The organism is Mesorhizobium sp. CO1-1-8 (assembly GCF_020164875.1).
Taxonomy (GTDB): Bacteria; Pseudomonadota; Alphaproteobacteria; order Rhizobiales; family Rhizobiaceae; genus Mesorhizobium.
In genome coordinates this window covers 408,785-426,122 of record NZ_JAIUGZ010000001.1, presented here as the reverse complement: position 1 = coordinate 426,122, position 17,338 = coordinate 408,785, and the positions used below count along the sequence as shown (strand labels likewise).

The 17,338-nt window shown below is 64.4% G+C and carries 8 protein-coding genes; 6 read left to right on the top strand and 2 right to left on the bottom strand.

The window, feature by feature from the left end:
• Positions 1-111: 111 nt before the first annotated feature.
• Positions 112-849, bottom strand: a complete 738-nt coding sequence (gene hutC / locus LB558_RS02125; protein WP_224695980.1) for a histidine utilization repressor — start codon at positions 847-849, stop codon at positions 112-114.
• Positions 846-2,198: a formimidoylglutamate deiminase gene (locus tag LB558_RS02120; protein ID WP_224695979.1), complete on the bottom strand. Its 1,353-nt coding sequence runs from the start codon at positions 2,196-2,198 to the stop codon at positions 846-848. The genes hutC and LB558_RS02120 overlap by 4 nt, the downstream gene beginning before the upstream one ends.
• A 98-nt stretch (positions 2,199-2,296) precedes the next feature.
• Between LB558_RS02120 and hutI the strand changes: the two genes are divergently transcribed.
• The 6 genes from hutI (at position 2,297) to LB558_RS02090 (ending at position 17,029) form a co-directional block, all read left to right on the top strand.
• Entirely contained in the window at positions 2,297-3,532 is a 1,236-nt protein-coding gene (gene hutI, locus LB558_RS02115; protein ID WP_224695977.1) for an imidazolonepropionase, read from the top strand.
• On the top strand, positions 3,529-5,070 hold the full coding sequence (gene hutH, locus LB558_RS02110) for a histidine ammonia-lyase (protein WP_224695975.1): 1,542 nt from the start codon (positions 3,529-3,531) through the stop codon (positions 5,068-5,070). Before hutI ends, hutH begins: the two co-directional genes overlap by 4 nt.
• Positions 5,070-5,888 (top strand): N-formylglutamate deformylase, encoded by an 819-nt coding sequence (gene hutG, locus LB558_RS02105; RefSeq protein ID WP_224695973.1) that lies wholly within the window; start codon positions 5,070-5,072, stop codon positions 5,886-5,888. Before hutH ends, hutG begins: the two co-directional genes overlap by 1 nt.
• A 26-nt stretch (positions 5,889-5,914) precedes the next feature.
• On the top strand, positions 5,915-7,585 hold the full coding sequence (gene hutU / locus LB558_RS02100; RefSeq protein WP_224695971.1) for a urocanate hydratase: 1,671 nt from the start codon (positions 5,915-5,917) through the stop codon (positions 7,583-7,585).
• Between the two features lie 12 nt (positions 7,586-7,597).
• Entirely contained in the window at positions 7,598-8,185 is a 588-nt protein-coding gene (locus LB558_RS02095; protein WP_224695969.1) for a HutD family protein, read from the top strand.
• A 267-nt stretch (positions 8,186-8,452) separates the two neighbouring features.
• Positions 8,453-17,029, top strand: a complete 8,577-nt coding sequence (locus tag LB558_RS02090; protein ID WP_224695967.1) for a GH36-type glycosyl hydrolase domain-containing protein — start codon at positions 8,453-8,455, stop codon at positions 17,027-17,029.
• The last annotated feature ends 309 nt before the right edge of the window (positions 17,030-17,338 follow it).

The window sequence follows — 17,338 nt, the reverse complement described above, 5'->3', positions numbered from 1 at the left end:
GCAAAACAGCGGGGTGGGGGTCGGCGCGGCTGCCCTCCGCTATGGCTCCGGGCGTTCGGCGTTCGAAAAGCCAAATCGTTGGCTTTTCGCCAGCCTCCGGCTGGACACGCCTCACCCCTGCGGCCTGAACCTTGCCACCAGCGTGTGGCTCTCGGCCGCGTAGGTGAAGCGCACATGGGTGACCGGGTGATCGGCACTCCATGTTCGCCGCTCGACCACCAGGCACGGCGCGCCGGCTGCGATATCCAGCGCTGCCGCGATATGCCTGTCGGCGGCGATAGCGCGAATCCGGTGCTCGGCTTCGCTCCACGGCACGCGGCCGATCAGCCATGGTCCTGGCGCGATGGCCACAAATTCCTCGTCCGCTGCCTCGGGCACGGCGGTGAGGTTGATCAGCCGCTGTTCATGCGCGAACGGCCGCTCGCCGGCGAAATGCCCACACTCCAGCGCCAGCACCGGTCCGGCCACGCCCAGCTCCAGCAGCGCGCGATCCCCGGCGCTGCTGCGCCTTTTGTGTCGCGCCACGCGCTCGTAGCGGTAGGGCAGGCCGAGCGCTTCGACCTCGATGCGGATATCGTGGATTTCCAGCACCGCCGCTTGCGACTGCGGCCGGCGCACAAAGCTGCCTGAGCGGCGGCGGCGCTCGATCAGTCCGGCCTTGGCAAGCTGTGACAGCGCCTTGTTCACCGTCATGCGCGAGCAATTGTATTGCACGCTCAATTCGTGCTCGAACGGGATGCGATGGCCGGGCGCCCAGGCACCGGACAGGATTTTTTCGCTGATGTCGGAGAGGATGCGCTGGTGCAGCGAGCCGCCGCCTTCCGCTTCCACTGTGCCGGCCATGCTCATGCCGAAAGCGACCTCATGACGTTGCGAAAACGCTCAGCAATGGCCTCGCGCTTCACATGCCTGCCGCCGCTGACCTGTTTGAGCCCATGCACCCAGACGCAGTCGACCTTGCTGCCATTGGCGAAGATCCAGGCGTCGAGAATTGCGTCACCGGTCTTACCGGCCAGCGAGGGATTGCCGGCGTCGAGCGAGACGAGATCGGCCGACGCGCCAGCAGCGATGGTGGAGGCGCCAGCGCCAAGGGCGACGCTGCCACCGTCGAGTGCGGCATCGAACAACGCCCGGCCGGTCGAGCCGCCTGCCACCGCCAGCACATTGCGGGCGCGGTGGGCGAGGCGCTGCGAATATTCGAGCTGGCGCAACTCGTCTGGCAGGCCGATGAGCACGTTGGAATCGGAGCCGACGCCGTAGCGGCCGCCATGTTCCCCGAACAGCGGCGCGGCAAAAGTGCCGTCACCGAGATTGGCTTCGGTGATCGGGCATAGGCCGGCGATGGCGCCGCTTTTGGCCATGGCAAGGGTTTCAGCATCGGTCATGTGGGTGGCGTGGATCAGGCACCAGCGCTTGTCGACCTTGGCATGCCCAAGCAGAAATTCGACCGGCCGCGCGCCAGACCAGGCAAGGCAATCCTCGACCTCTTTCACCTGCTCGGCAATGTGGATGTGGATCGGCCCATCCGGCGCTAAGGCAGTCACCTCAATCAGTTCTTCCGGCGTCGCGGCACGCAAACTGTGCGGAGCGACGCCGACGACAGCCTGATTCAACGCGCGAACCGATTCGCGGCATTTCTCAACAAGCCGCGAGAACCGATTCACATCGTTGATGAATCGCCGCTGGCCTTCGTTTGGCGCGGCACCGCCGAAAGACGAGTGCGCATAAAACACCGGCAACAGCGTCAGGCCGATGCCCGTCTCGCCGGCCGCGGCCGCAATGCGTTCGGCCATCTCGGCGAGGTTGGCGTAGGGGTTTCCATCACGGTCGTGATGCAGATAGTGAAATTCGCCGACACGCGAAAACCCGGCCTCCAGCATCTCGACATAGAGTTGTGCTGCAACCGCCTCGACCTGATCGGGCGTCATCGACAGGGCGAAGCGGTACATCACCTCGCGCCAGCTCCAGAAACTGTCGGCGGAGGCGCCGCGAAGCTCGGCAAGGCCGGCCATGCCGCGCTGGAAGGCGTGGCTGTGCAAATTGGGCATGCCGGGCAACAGGATCGCGTGGCGTTCGTCGCCGGCTGCCGCAGCGGCACCAGGCTGAACGGCTGCAATGCGTCCCTCGGCCAAGGTGATCCGCACATTATCGCGCCAGCCATTGGGAAGGAGCGCCTGTTCCGCAAAGATCGTTGCCACTTTTCTCTCCGGTTCTCTGTCACTCATGGGATGATGGCACTTGCAGTGCGTTTCAATATGTATATACATAATTGTCATCGATTGAAACGGAAAAGATGATGGCTGGACAGAGCAAAAGCCGGGCAGGGGATCTTCGTCTGTGGCGCAATGCGCAGCTCGCGACCATGGCCGAAGGGTCTGCCGGACTTGGCGTCGTCGAACATGGCGCGGTCGCTGCGCGTGACGGCCGCATTGTCTATGCCGGCCCCGAATCGGAGCTGCCCCCGACACTTGCCCAGGGCGCCGAGACGGTCGATTGCGAGGGCCGCTGGATCACACCCGGCCTGATCGACTGCCACACCCATATGGTCCATGCCGGCAACCGCGCCAACGAATTCGAGATGCGGCTGGCCGGTGCTACCTATGAAGAGGTCGCCCGGGCTGGTGGCGGCATTGTCTCCTCGGTCAAATCCTTGCGGGCTGCCAGTGAAGACGATCTGGTCGCGCAATCGCTGCCGCGCCTCGATGCGCTGATCGCCGAGGGCGCAACCACGGTCGAGATTAAATCGGGCTACGGCCTCGACCTCGAAAACGAGAAAAAGTCGCTGCGTGCCGCGCGGCAGTTGGGCAACCAGCGGCCGGTGACAATCCGCACCACCTTTCTCGGGGCTCACGCGTTGCCGCCGGAAGCCAAAGGTGACAAGGACGCTTTCATCGATCTGGTCGCCAAGGAAATTCTCCCATCGGTTGCCGCCGAGGGACTGGCCGATGCCGTCGACGGGTTTTGCGAGGGCATCGCCTTTTCGCCGGACCAGATGGCGCGCGTCTTCGATGCCGCCAAGGCCGCCCGCCTGCCGGTCAAGCTCCACGCCGACCAGCTGTCCAACCTGCATGGCGCCGAACTCGCCGCCCGTTACGGTGCGCTGTCGGCCGACCATCTCGAATACACCGATGAGGCAGGTGCAGCGGCGATGGCCAGGGCAGGGACCGTGGCGACGATCCTGCCCGGCGCCTACTATTTCATTCGTGAAACCAAGAAGCCGCCGATCGGCCTGTTTCGCCAGCACGGCGTCAGGATGGCTGTCGCCACCGACAACAATCCCGGCACTTCGCCGCTGACCTCACTGCTTCTGACCATGAACATGGCCGCGACCTTGTTCGGCCTGACCGTCGACGAATGCCTTGCCGGCGTCACCCGCGAGGCGGCCCGCGCCCTTGGTTTGCTTGAAGAAACCGGCACGCTTGAGGTCGGAAAATCCGCCGACCTGGCGATCTGGGACATCGAGCGCCCCGCCGAACTCGTCTACCGCATGGGCTTCAACCCGCTGCATGCCCGCATCTGGAGAGGACAATGACCGAACTGACCCTGAAGCCCGGCAATGCGACGCTGGCGGACTGGCGCGCCATCTATCGTGGCGCCGTGCCCAAGCTGGACGATGCCTGCCGGCCGAAAATCAAGGCGAGCGCCGAGGCTGTCGCCAGGATCGTTGCCAAGGGCGAGCCGGTCTATGGCATCAACACCGGTTTCGGCAAACTGGCCAGCGTCCGCATCCCGGCCGAGGATCTCGAGACCTTGCAGCGCAACATCGTGCTGTCGCACGCCGCCGGCGTCGGCGAGCCGATGCCGGTTGCCGTCTGCAGGCTGATGATGGCGCTGAAGCTCGCCAGCCTGGCGCAGGGAGCCTCCGGCGTGCGGCCGCAGACCATTGAATTGCTCGAAGCAATGCTGGCCAACGACGTCATCCCGGTGGTGCCCGCGCAGGGTTCGGTCGGCGCCTCCGGTGATCTTGCCCCGTTGTCGCACATGACGGCGGTGATGATCGGCGTCGGCGAATGCTTTACCCCGCATGGCCGTTTCCCGGCCAAGGTCGCCTTCGTCTCGCATGGGCTGGAGCCGGTGACATTGGGCGCCAAGGAAGGCTTGGCGCTGCTCAACGGCACCCAGTTTTCGACCGCCTATGCGCTGGCCGCCTTGTTCGAGGCCGAAGTGCTCTACCAATCGGCGCTAGTCGCCGGCGCCCTGTCGACCGACGCGGCAAAAGGGTCCGACGCCCCCTTCGATCCCCGCATCCATGTGCTGAGAAAGCATCCCGGCCAGATCGAGACGGCCGACGCGTTGCGCAATCTGATGGCCGGCAGCGCCATCCGTGAATCACATCGGGTTGGCGACGAACGTGTGCAGGATCCGTACTGCTTGCGCTGCCAGCCGCAGGTGATGGGCGCGGCACTCACCGTGCTGCGCCAGGCGGCCGACACGCTGGGCACCGAAGCCAACGGCGTCACCGACAATCCGCTGATCTTCGCCGAGGATGATACCGCACTTTCCGGCGGCAATTTCCACGCCGAGCCGGTGGCCTTCGCCGCCGACATGATCGCGCTCGCCGTCTGCGAGATCGGCTCGCTGTCGGAACGCCGCATCGCCATGCTGGTCGATCCAGCATTGTCGGGCATGCCGGCCTTCCTGACCCCTAAGCCCGGCCTGAACTCCGGTTTCATGATCCCGCAGGTGACGGCAGCGGCCCTTGTCTCGGAGAACAAGCAGAAAGCCTATCCGGCCAGCGTCGATTCGATCCCGACTTCGGCCAACCAGGAAGACCACGTGTCGATGGCCGCGCACGGCGCGCGCCGGCTGATCGGAATGGTCGAGAATGCCACCGCGGTGATCGGCATCGAATTACTTGCCGCCGCGCAAGGCTGCGATTTCCATGCGCCGCTGGCCTCAAGCGACGCCCTGGAGGCGGTGCGCAAGCTCGTCCGGGCCGAAGTGCCGCATCTCGACAATGACCGCCATTTCCACCCCGATATGGAAAAAGCCATCGCCATGGTGCGCAGCGGAGCCACCATCAAGGCCGCCGGCGCGATAGCGCTGCCGTCGATTTCTGGAGCGGCATGATGGCAAGCACGCCCTGGCTCACCGTCACGCCCGGTACCGCCCCGCTGCTGGTGTCGATCCCGCACACCGGCATCGATCTCGCCGGCCTGGAGAACCGGCTGGTGTCGCCCTGGCTTGGCCGCCGCGACTGCGACTGGTGGATCGACAAGCTTTATGATTTCGCAGGCGGTCTCGGTGCGACTGTCGTGCATACGGCGATCTCTCGCACCGTCATCGACGTCAATCGTGATCCATCCGGCGCCTCGCTCTACCCCGGCCAGGCGACGACCGGGCTGTGCCCCACCGAGACTTTCGATGGCGATCCGCTCTACCGCGAAGGTGAGGAGCCAGGACCTTCAGAAGTTGATGAGCGTCGCGAGAAATTCTTCGTGCCCTACCATGCCGCCTTGCAGGCCGAGATCGACCGCTTGCGCGGGCTGCACGAGAAGATCGTCCTCTATGACTGCCACTCGATCCGCTCGGTGCTGCCGCGCCTGTTCGAGGGCACGCTGCCGGTGTTCAATCTCGGCACCAATGACGGCAAAAGCGCCGATCCGGCGCTGCAGGCGATGATCGCTCAGATCATGGCCGAAACCGGTGAAACTTCTGTCATCAACGGCCGCTTCAAGGGCGGCTGGATCACACGCCATTTCGGCCAGCCGCAACAAGGCGTGCATGCGCTGCAGATGGAACTCTCCAACCGCGGCTATATGCGCGAGCCGGAGGGCAAGGGTACGCCCGACAATTGGCCGGTGCCCTATGACGCCGCGTTCGCAGCACCGATCCGCGCCACGCTGCGGAAAATCCTCGAGACCGCGACATCCTGGGCGCGCGTCTGACATCAGGTCCTTTATGGAGTGACGCCATGAACAATCCTCGCCACAACATCCGCGAAGTCCGCAGTCCGCGCGGCACCGAAATCAGCGCCCGCTCCTGGCTGACGGAAGCGCCGCTGCGCATGCTGATGAACAATCTCGACCCGGACGTCGCCGAAAATCCCAACGAACTGGTCGTCTATGGCGGCATCGGCCGGGCGGCGCGGACCTGGAACGATTTCGACCGCATCGTCGCCTCCTTGAGGACGCTGGCCGATGACGAGACTTTGCTGGTGCAGTCGGGCAAGCCGGTCGGCGTGTTCCGCACCCATTCCGACGCACCGCGCGTGCTGATCGCCAATTCCAATTTGGTGCCGCACTGGGCGAATTGGGAAAAGTTCAACGAGCTCGATAAGAAGGGCCTGATGATGTACGGCCAGATGACGGCCGGCTCGTGGATCTACATCGGTACGCAAGGCATCGTGCAGGGCACCTACGAGACCTTCGTCGAAGCCGGCCGCCAGCACTACGGCGGCAATCTCAAGGGAAAATGGATACTGACCGGCGGTCTAGGCGGCATGGGCGGCGCCCAGCCGCTCGCCGCCGTCATGGCCGGCGCCTGCTGCCTGGCCATCGAATGCAACCCGGACTCGATCGATTTTCGCCTGCGCACCCGTTACGTCGACGAGCGCGCCGACACGCTCGACGAGGCGCTGGAAAAGATCGAACGCTGGACCAAGGCCGGCGAGGCGAAATCGGTCGGCCTGCTTGGCAATACGGCCGAGATCGTCCCGGAGATGTTCAGGCGTGGCATTCGCCCCGATATGGTCACCGACCAGACCTCGGCGCATGATCCCATCAATGGCTATCTGCCGAAAGGCTGGACGATGGCTGAGTGGCGCGAGAAGCGGGTCAGCGACCCGAAGGCCGTCGAGAAGGCTGCACGGGCCTCGATGCGCGAACATGTCGAAGCGATGGTGGCGTTCTGGAACGCCGGCGTGCCGACGCTCGACTATGGCAACAACATCCGCCAGGTGGCCAAGGAGGAGGGGTTCGAGAACGCCTTTGCCTTCCCCGGTTTCGTACCGGCCTACATCCGTCCGCTGTTCTGCCGCGGCATCGGCCCATTTCGATGGGCGGCCCTGTCGGGCGATCCGGAAGATATCTACAAGACCGACGCCAAGGTACGCGAACTGACGCCCGGCAACACCCATCTGCACAATTGGCTCGGCATGGCGCGCGAGCGCATTGCCTTCCAGGGTCTGCCGGCGCGCATCTGCTGGGTCGGCCTCGGCGACCGCCACAGGCTCGGCCTCGCCTTCAACGAAATGGTGGCCAAGGGTGAGTTGAAGGCGCCTGTCGTCATCGGCCGCGATCACCTCGATTCCGGCTCGGTCGCCTCGCCGAACCGCGAAACGGAATCCATGAAGGACGGTTCGGACGCGGTGTCCGACTGGCCGCTGCTCAACGCGTTGCTCAACACGGCGTCCGGCGCCACCTGGGTGTCGCTGCATCATGGCGGCGGCGTCGGCATGGGCTTTTCCCAGCACGCCGGCATGGTCATCGTCGCCGACGGCACGCGCGAAGCCGCCAGACGCCTGGAGCGGGTGTTGTGGAACGACCCCGCGACGGGTGTCATGCGCCACGCCGATGCCGGCTACGAGATCGCTGTCGAATGCGCCAAGGAGCACCAGCTCAACCTGCCCGGCATTCTCGGCTGATTGGCTGAACCGATGCGCATCCTGCGGGCAGCCGAATACCGGTCGATGCCGTGGAAGAACGGCGGCGGGGTGACGACCGAGATCGCCGTCTCGCCCACGGGTGTCGGGCTCGACGACTTCGACTGGCGCGTCTCGATGGCGCGTGTCGAATTGAGCGGGCCGTTCTCGCAATTTGCCGGAATCGATCGCACCCTTGCCGTGCTTGAAGGCGAGGGCATCGTCCTCGAGATTGCCGGCTGGCCGCCGACGTCCATAAACAGGACGACCGCCCTGTTTTCCTTCCCGGCCGACGTGCAGACCTCGGCCGCGCTGATCGGCGGACCGATCACCGATCTCAATGTCATGACCCGCCGAAGCCGGATGACGCATTCGGTCGAACGCCTGGTGATTTCGGGCCCCGTGGAAATCCGCACTGAAGCCGGCACAACGCTCGTCCTGTGCTTGGGCGGCGACGTCAGTGTGCCCGCCGCCGAACCGGTTCGCCTCGGGCCGCTCGACACGCTGCTGTCCGGTCCGGTCAGCGCCGGTCTGCTTGTCCAGCCCGCCCATGAGGCAACGCTGTTTGTGATCCGGATCCGCGCCATCGCTGGCAACGATTAACGCTTGTTTCCAAACATGATCGCGGTGCCGGTGAAATATAGCGTAAGCTGCTGGCGGCATCACGAAAAAGCCTGAATCCTCTCCGCCGATCTGGCTTGGCGGGAAGTGGGGTGCTTGTCTTTGAGTTTTGCTGAGAGACGACGCCCTGTCGTGGTGCGGAAACAAACTTTCGGCAAGTTGGGTTTATGCAACCAATTGCATTTGAACCGGTTTTAGGGCCATTGCCGTGGCGGTGACGCCGCTCAGTGCCCGCTTACGGAATTTTCAATGAATATTCAGACGAATCCTGCCCAAATCGAGAAGACAAGCGCGAGCTTCCCGGCCATCACGGAAGAGCCGATCCGCTCCAATTACCTGCCCGAAGAGCGCCTTCGGCTGCTCGGTGAAAGCCTGGCAAAAGGCGACCTCACCGATCTGTTCGGCCTGACGCCCTTCGATTTTCAGGCGCGTGTTCGCGACAGTGCCAAGAAGATCCTGGAAGTCTACCGGTCGACCAATGCGGCGCAGGCGAGGGGCGAGACGATCACGCCGGCGGCACAATGGCTGCTCGACAACAATTATCTGGTCGAAGAGACCATTTTCCAGGTCAAGCGCGACCTGCCGCGCCGCTTCTATCGCCAGTTGCCGACCCTGAAACTGCCTGACGGCGGCAGCGTGCCGCGCGCGCTGGCGCTCGCCTGGACCTATGTCGCGCATTCGGACAGTTCCGTTTCGGCGACGATGTTCAAGTCCATCGTCCAGGGTTTTCAGTCGGTCGAGCCGCTGAAGATCGGCGAACTCTGGGCGCTGCCTTCGCTGTTGCGCTTTGTCCTGATCGAAAATCTGCGCCGGCTGGCTGTCCGGGTCAACCGAACCCGTCAGATGCGTCAGATTGCCAACGATGTGGCCGACAAGGTCCTGGCCACCGACGACAGCGCCGACCGGCAGTCGATCCTGTCCAATTTCAGCGCCCACGCGCAGGACACCACCTTCGCCACCCAGCTTCTCTATCGCCTGCGCGATGGCTCGCAGAATGCCGGCAAGGCTTTGGAATGGCTGGAAGGCGAGCTCGAAAAGACCGGCTCCGATGCCGAGGAAATCATCATTTCCGAACATCACACGCTGTCCAGCGGCAATGTGACGACGGGCAACATCATCCGCGGCCTGCGCCTCATCAACGACGTCGATTGGACGGTGTGGTTCGAAGGCGTCAGCCGCATCGACACCGTGCTGCGCGAGCGCACCGATTTCGCCGCGCTCGACTTTTTTTCGCGCGATCAGTACCGGACCGCGATCGAGGAATTGGCGCGCCGCTCGAACCTTTCGGAATATCGCGTCGCCGAGAAGGCTATCGAGTTGGCCGGCCACGCCAGCGACGGCGACGGCGACGTCGTTTTAACCGGGTCCGCCCACACCGATGTCGGCTTCTTTCTCGTCGGCCCACGCCGGCTCGAGCTGGAGAAGGCGATCGGCTATCGACCCACCATCAGCCAGACAGTCAAGCGTGCCTTCCGCAAGACCGGGTGGCTCGGCATCGTCGTACCCGTGTTTGCGCTGACGGCCCTGCTTCTCGTTCTCTCCGGCAACGCCCTTGCCAATCTCGGCCTGTCGGTGCCCTCGATCGTCCTGATGCTGGCGCTTTTTGCCGTGCCGGCCAGCGAGGGCGCGCTCGCCTTCTTCAACACTGTCGTATCGCTGTTCCTGAAACCGACGCGCCTCGTCGGCTACGATTACCGGCACGGCGTGCCGCCCGAGGCGCGCACGCTGGTGGTGGTCCCATCACTGATCGGCTCGCGCGACGACGTCGAGGAAAACATCCGCAATATCGAGGTGCATCATCTCGCCAACACGGCCGATGAAATCCATTTCGCGCTGCTGTCGGACTGGCCAGACTCGAAGACCGAGATTGATGCGGCCGACACCGAAATCCTCGAATTCGCGCGTGCCGAGATCGCCCGTCTCAACGCCCGCTATCCCTCCGAAGGCGCGCCGCGTTTCTACATCCTGCACCGGCGCCGGCTCTTCAATGCGGCGCAAGGGTCGTGGATGGGCTGGGAGCGCAAGCGCGGCAAGCTGCATGAACTCGATCTTCTGTTGCGCGGCGATAGCGACACCACGTTCCTGCCGCTCGACGTGCCGCTGCCGGAGAACGTCGTCCACGTGATGACGCTCGATGCCGACACGCGCACCACCCGTGACGCGGTCGCCACCCTCGTCGGCAAGCTCTGCCACCCGCTCAACCGCCCGCATTTCGATGCCAGCAAGCGCGTCGTCACCGCCGGCTACGCGATCCTGCAGCCGCGCATCACCGCGTCGTTGACATCAGGCGACGATGCGTCGTTCTTCCAGCGGGTCTTTTCGGCCAATCGCGGCCTCGACCCTTATGTCTTTGCCGTGTCCGATCTCTATCAGGACGTCTTCGGCGACGGGTCCTTCACCGGCAAGGGCCTCTATCATGTCGACGCCTTCGAGGCCGCCCTGCAGGGCCGCATCGAGGAAAACACCATCCTCAGCCACGATCTGCTGGAGGGCGCGCTGGCGCGCGCGGCACTGGTCACCGACGTCGAACTGGTGGAGGACTATCCGACCCGCTACTCGGTCGACGCCTCGCGCCATCATCGCTGGGCGCGCGGCGACTGGCAGTTGCTCGGCTTCATGCTCAATCCGCGCTCCGGCGTGCCGGCCCTGTCGCGCTGGAAGATGATCGACAATCTGCGCCGCTCGCTGACGCCGATCTTCTGGGTGATGGCGGCGATTGCCGGCTGGACGCTGCTACCCTTCACGCAGGCCGCGCAATGGCAGGCCCTGCTTATCCTCAGCCTGTTCATGGCGCCGACATTCGACATCGTCAACGCCATCCTGCCCAAGAGCGGCGACCAGACGCCACGCGGCCATTTCTCGGCCCTGGCGCGCGACGTCGCCTTCGGCACCGCCATGGTGGCGCTGAAGATCGTGCTGATGGCGCACAACGCCTGGATGATGGGCGATGCCATCGTGCGCACCCTCTACCGGCTGTTCGTCAGCCGCCAGAACCTTTTGGAATGGCGCACCGCCTCGCAGGCGCACAAGGCGGGCGACAACGATGTCGGATCGTATTACGGCATGATGTATGGCGCCGTGATCGTCGGCTTCGTCGGCCTTGCCATTCCGGTGCTGGCCGATTCGACTGGCGCCTTCGTTGCTTTCTTCTTCGCCCTGTTCTGGATTGGCTCGCCGGCTATCGCCAGCTGGATCAGCCGTTCGGCTGAAACCGAGGATCGGCTGCGCATATCGCAGGCTGATATCCATACTTTGCGCACGGTGGCGCGGCGCACATGGCATTATTTCGAAAGCTTCGTGACGGCAGAGCATCACCATCTGCCGCCCGATAATTTCCAGGAAAGCCCGGCACCAGTGGTGGCGCCACGCACTTCGCCGACCAATATCGGCGTGTACCTGCTGTCCGTCGTTTCCGCCCGTGACTTCGGCTGGATCAGCCTGTCCGACGCCATCACCCGCATCGACGCCACCATGGCCACGATCGAGGGCATGCCGCGCGATCGCGGCCATCTCTTCAACTGGTACGACACGACGACGCTGAAGCCGCTTTATCCACTCTACATCTCGGCGGTCGACAGCGGCAACCTCGCCGGTCATCTGGTGGCGGTGGCGGCAGCTTGCGCCGAATGGGCCGAAGCGCCTTCAGTCCATCTCCAGGGCGATTTCGAAGGCATTCTCGACACCGTCACCATCCTCAGCGAAAGCCTCGATGATTTGCCCGATGATCGTCGCCAGTTGCGCCCCTTGCGCCAGCGCCTCGCCGACCGCCTCGACGGCATGCGTCGCGCTGTCGACACCATCAAGGCGCAGCCCGAAATGGCGTCGATCCGCACCATCAACCTGGCTGTGCTGGCCGGCGAAATCCGCAAATTGGCCACCGCCATCCATACCGAGGCGGTGTCGCCCCAGAGCGACGTCATCGTCGACTGGGCGGCAAGGCTGGAAGCCACCTGCGAAGCGCACGTCCATGACGCGCACAGCGACGATAATGCCGTCGAGGCGCTGCGTGCCAAGCTGCTCACCTTGCGCGAGCGCACGCGCCGCTATGCCTTCGAGATGGATTTCTCCTTCCTGATGCGGCCGGAGCGCAAGCTGCTGTCGATCGGCTACCGGGTCGAGGAACACCAGCTCGACGAGAGCTGCTACGACCTTCTGGCTTCCGAAGCGCGGCTGACCAGCCTGTTCGCCATCGCCAAGGGCGACCTGCCGACCGAGCACTGGTTCCGGCTTGGCCGGCCGATCGTCGAAATCGGTTTCCAGGGCGCCCTGATGTCCTGGTCCGGCTCGATGTTCGAATATCTGATGCCGCCGCTGGTGATGAAGGAGCCGCAGGGCTCGATCCTCAACCAGACCAGCAAGCTGATCATCAAGCGCCAGATCCAGTATGGCCGCCAGAAGAACGTGCCGTGGGGCATTTCGGAGGCCGCCTACAATGCGCGCGACCGCGAATTGACCTACCAATACACCAATTTCGGCGTTCCAGGCCTCGGGCTGAAGCGTGGCCTTGGCCAGAACACGGTGATCGCGCCTTACGCCACCATACTGGCGGCCCAGTTCAATCCGCGCGAAGCCGTGCTGAATCTCGCCCGATTGCGGGAGATCGGGGCGCTCGGCCGCCACGGCTATTACGATGCCGTCGACTTCACGCCGCAGCGCGTGCCGGAAGGCACGGATCATGTCGTTGTCCAAAACTACATGGCCCACCATTCGGGCATGTCGATCGCGGCGGTTGCCGACGCCATCTTCGAAGGTCGCATGCGCGACCGCTTCCACAGCGATCCGGTCATCGAATCGGCCGAACTCTTGCTGCAGGAGAGGGCGCCGCGCGACATTCCGACCGCGACCGTCAGGACCGAGGCCGACGAACGCTCCAAGGACGAGACCGAAGTCGACAGCCCCGACACCCGCATCGTGCTCAATCCGCTGCAGTCGCTGCGGTCGACCAACGTCATGTCGAACGGCCGCTATTCGGTAATGGTCACCGCGACCGGCTCGGGCTACAGCCGCTGGGGCGATCTCTCCGTCACACGCTGGCAGCCGGATCCGACTGAGGACCGGCTCGGCTCCTACATCTTCCTGCGTGACGCAGGCTCCGGCGACTGGTGGTCGGCTACAGCCGAACCGAAGCGCGCCGCCGAGGAAAAGGCGCAGACCTTGTTCTCCGACGACAAGGCGAGCTTCGTCAAATCGGTGGGCACGTTGCGCTCCGAGGTCGAATGCATCGTCATCTCGGAAGGCAATGGCGAGGGCCGCCGGGTCACGCTCTACAATGACGGTCCGTCCGACCGTCACATCGAAGTGACCTCCTTTGCCGAGCTGGTGCTCGGCCTGGAGGCGTCCGACAACGCGCATCCGGCCTTCTCGAAGATGTTCGTGGAAACCGAAATCTCTGCGAACAACGCGGCCATCTTCGCCACGCGGCGCAAGCGCGAGACCAGCGAGCCCGATATCGCCATGGTGCATTTCGTCACCGATCCGTCCGGATCGGCGCGCGATGCCGAGGCCGAGACCGACAGGCGCGCCTTCATCGGCCGTGGCCGTACCATCGTCGACGCAGCCGCTTTCGACCCGGACGCCAGGCTAGGCGGCCACTCAGGCTTTACGCTTGATCCCGTCGCCTCGCTGCGCCGCCAGGTGCGCGTGCCGGCCAACAAGAAGATATCGCTGACCTTCTGGACAGTCGTCGGCGGCGGCCGTGCCGAACTGGACGAAGCCATCGCCCGCCTCGACCATCCGGAGAGCTTTGCCCGCCAGGCCATGCTTGCCTGGACGCGCAGCCAGGTGCAGACCCGCCATATGGGCCTCAGCCTGACCGATGCCGCCAATGTGCAGAAGCTGGCGCGCTATCTGATCTATCCGGATCCGTTCCTGCGTCTTCCCGCTGAATCCATCGCCTCGGGGCTGGGCAAGCAGTCGAGCCTGTGGCCGACAAGCATTTCCGGCGATTTCCCGATCTTCCTGGTCCGGATCGGCGACGTCGCCGATCTCGAAATCGTCGCCCAGGCGCTGCGTTTCCAGGAATATATGCGCACCCGCGGCATGATGATCGACTTCGTCGTCGTCAACGAGCAGGCGTCCTCCTATGTCCAGGACCTGCAGCGGGCGGTCGAGACGCTGTGCGAAAACAGCCGCCTGCGCGGCAAGGAGCTCGGACCGCGCCAGCACATATTCGCGGTGCGCCGCGATCTCATGGACGAAACCACCTACAAGACGCTGCTCGCCGTCGCCCGGGTGGTCCTGCACACGCGCAACGGCACCATCTTCGACCAGATCGAGCGGGCCGAGGCGGCGGCACTGCAGGCGCGGGACGCCCTGGCAGCATTGCCAGTTCCACGTGAATTGCCGTCGCCGACATCCACGACGCATACTCCTGCCTCGCAGGCGGTGGCTGTCAGCGCCGATGGAAGCGGGCTCAGCCAGTGGAACGGCTTTGGCGGCTTCGACGGCGACGGGCGGCACTATGTCGTGCGCCTGGCCGGCCGGCGCACGACGCCGCAGCCTTGGATCAACGTCGTCTCCAACGCCTCGTTCGGCTTCCACACTTCCGCCGAGGGCGCTGCCTTCACCTGGAGCCGAAACAGCCGCGATTATCAGTTGACGCCGTGGTCGAATGATCCGGTCTCGAACCGGCCGGGCGAGGGCCTCTATATCTACGATCAGGCCAGCGGCAAGGCATTCTCGCCGCTCGCCGCCATGGTGCGCGATCCCTCGATGACCTACGAGGCCTGGCATGGCCAGGGTTTCTCGACCTTCCGCTCGAAGCGCGGGCCGTTGTCGATGGACCTTACCCATGTCGTCGATCCGATCGATCCCGTGAAGATTTCGCGGCTGCGCATCCAGAATTCCGGCTCGGTGCCGTCGCGGCTGCGTGTCTATGCCTATGCCGAATGGGTGCTCGGCGGGCACCGGTCGCGCACTGCGGCAACCATCGTCCCGTCGCGGGACGCCGCCACCGGTGCGTTGCTGGCACAAAATCCTTACGGGCTCGATTTCAGCGAGCGGGTGGCCTTCCTCGCCGCCGACGGCGGCGTCCATTCGGTGACGACCGACCGCTCGGAGTTCCTCGGCCGGCATGGCTCCAGCGAGCTTCCGCAGGCGGTGCTGAGTGGTGCTGCGCTATCGGGCCGCGTCGAGGCCGGTGACGATCCGTGCGCGGCGATTGCCCGCGACGTCGAGATCCCGGCTGGCGGGGACGTGACGCTGCTCTGGCTGCTCGGCGATGCCGAGTCGGTCGAGGAGGCGAGCGCGCTGGTGCAAGAGCATCGGGTCAAGGATTTTGACCAGCGATTGGCCGACAATGAGCACGAATGGCGCGGCTTCCTCGACACAATCCAGGTCGAGACGCCGGACAAAGCGCTCGACGCCATGGTCAATCACTGGCTGCCCTATCAGAGCCTGGCCTGCCGCATCCGTGCCCGCTCCGCCTTCTATCAGGCCAGCGGCGCCTTCGGCTTCCGCGACCAGTTGCAGGATACGCTGTCATTGCTGGCGCATGACCCGCAGCTGGCGCGCGACCAGATCCTCAACGCGGCGCGGCGGCAATTCCCCGAAGGCGACGTGCAGCACTGGTGGCTGCCGCGCACAGGCGCTGGCGTACGCACGTTGATCTCCGACGACGTGGTCTGGCTTGCCCACGCCACGGCGCGCTATTTGCTGGTCACCGGCGATGCCACCATCCTCAAGGAGCAACTGGCCTTCATCGACGGACAGCCGCTGGGCGAGGGCGAGCACGATGCCTTCTTCACCCCGGAAATCTCGAAGAAGACGGCGTCGCTCTACGACCATTGCGCGCGTGCGCTCGATCTCGCCATCAAGCGCAGCAGCCCCGCGGGCCTGCCGCTGATCCTCGGCGGCGACTGGAACGATGGCATGAACCGCGTTGGCGAGCACGGCAAGGGCGAGAGCGTCTGGCTCGGCTGGTTCCTGTTGAAGACGCTGGGCGATTTCGCCCCCGTCGCCAAGGCCGAGGGCGACGCCAAGCGAGCACAGGCCTGGGCAAAGCACGCCGATGTTCTGAAGCGGGCGCTTGAGAGCACCGCATGGGACGGCGAATGGTACCGGCGCGGCAGTTTCGACGACGGCACCGCTTTGGGGTCTCGCAACTCGCAGGAGTGCAAGATCGACTCGATCGCCCAGTCCTGGAGCGTGCTTTCGGGAGAGGGCGACCCGGCACGATCGACAACCGCTATGGAGCAGGCCACGAAGCTGCTCGTCGACGACAAGCTGAAGATCGTCAAGCTGTTCACGCCGCCCTTCTCGAAGACGGAGAAGGACCCGGGTTACATCAAGAGCTATCCGCCCGGCGTGCGCGAGAATGGCGGCCAGTACACCCATGCGGCCACATGGTTTGTCATCGCGCTCGCCGAGATGGGACAGGTCGACGAGGCCTATCGCTGTTTCTCGATGCTGAACCCGGTCAACCATGCGACCGACGAGGCCTCGGCCGAGCATTATCGTGTCGAGCCCTATGTCGTGGCGGCCGATATCTATGCCGGGGACGGCAATGCCGCCAACGGCAAGGGCGGCCGTGGCGGCTGGACCTGGTACACCGGCTCTGCCGGCTGGCTCTACAGGGCGGCTGTCGAAGGCATTCTGGGCATCGAGCGGCGCGGCAAGCGTGTCCAGTTCAAACCGAAACTGCCCAGCCACTGGGACGGCTACTCGGCAACCCTCAAGATGCTGGGAGCGGAACTCAGGGTTCGCGTCATCCGCGACAATAAGGCCAAGGCGGTTTCGCTGGAGCTGAATGGGGCAAAGACCAAGGCTTCGGCAGTCGAACTGAAGGATGGCGACGTTGGCGAGGTGGTCATCAGGATCCCGGCCTGATGCGTGGCGCTCAAAAAGCGTGCTCTCGGGGCTGGACCGGGAGGCGCGGTTTTAGGGCCACGACAGGAGGAGGGGCGCCATCGCTCCCGACGTTGCCATCGGCCCGACCGAAGGGTGTGCTGCTGAAACGCGCATAAAATCAAAAGTTTGAGGCTCGCCATATGGGCCGTCCCGGGGCAGCGGGACGTGGCCTTCCGTCGCCGGAAGGGACGCAAGGCCACTTAGTTTTGCTCTATACTGTGCAGAAGGCGATTTCGCCCATAGTCATCCGCCCGACATTGTTGCTGATTAAAATTGTGGCACCACATG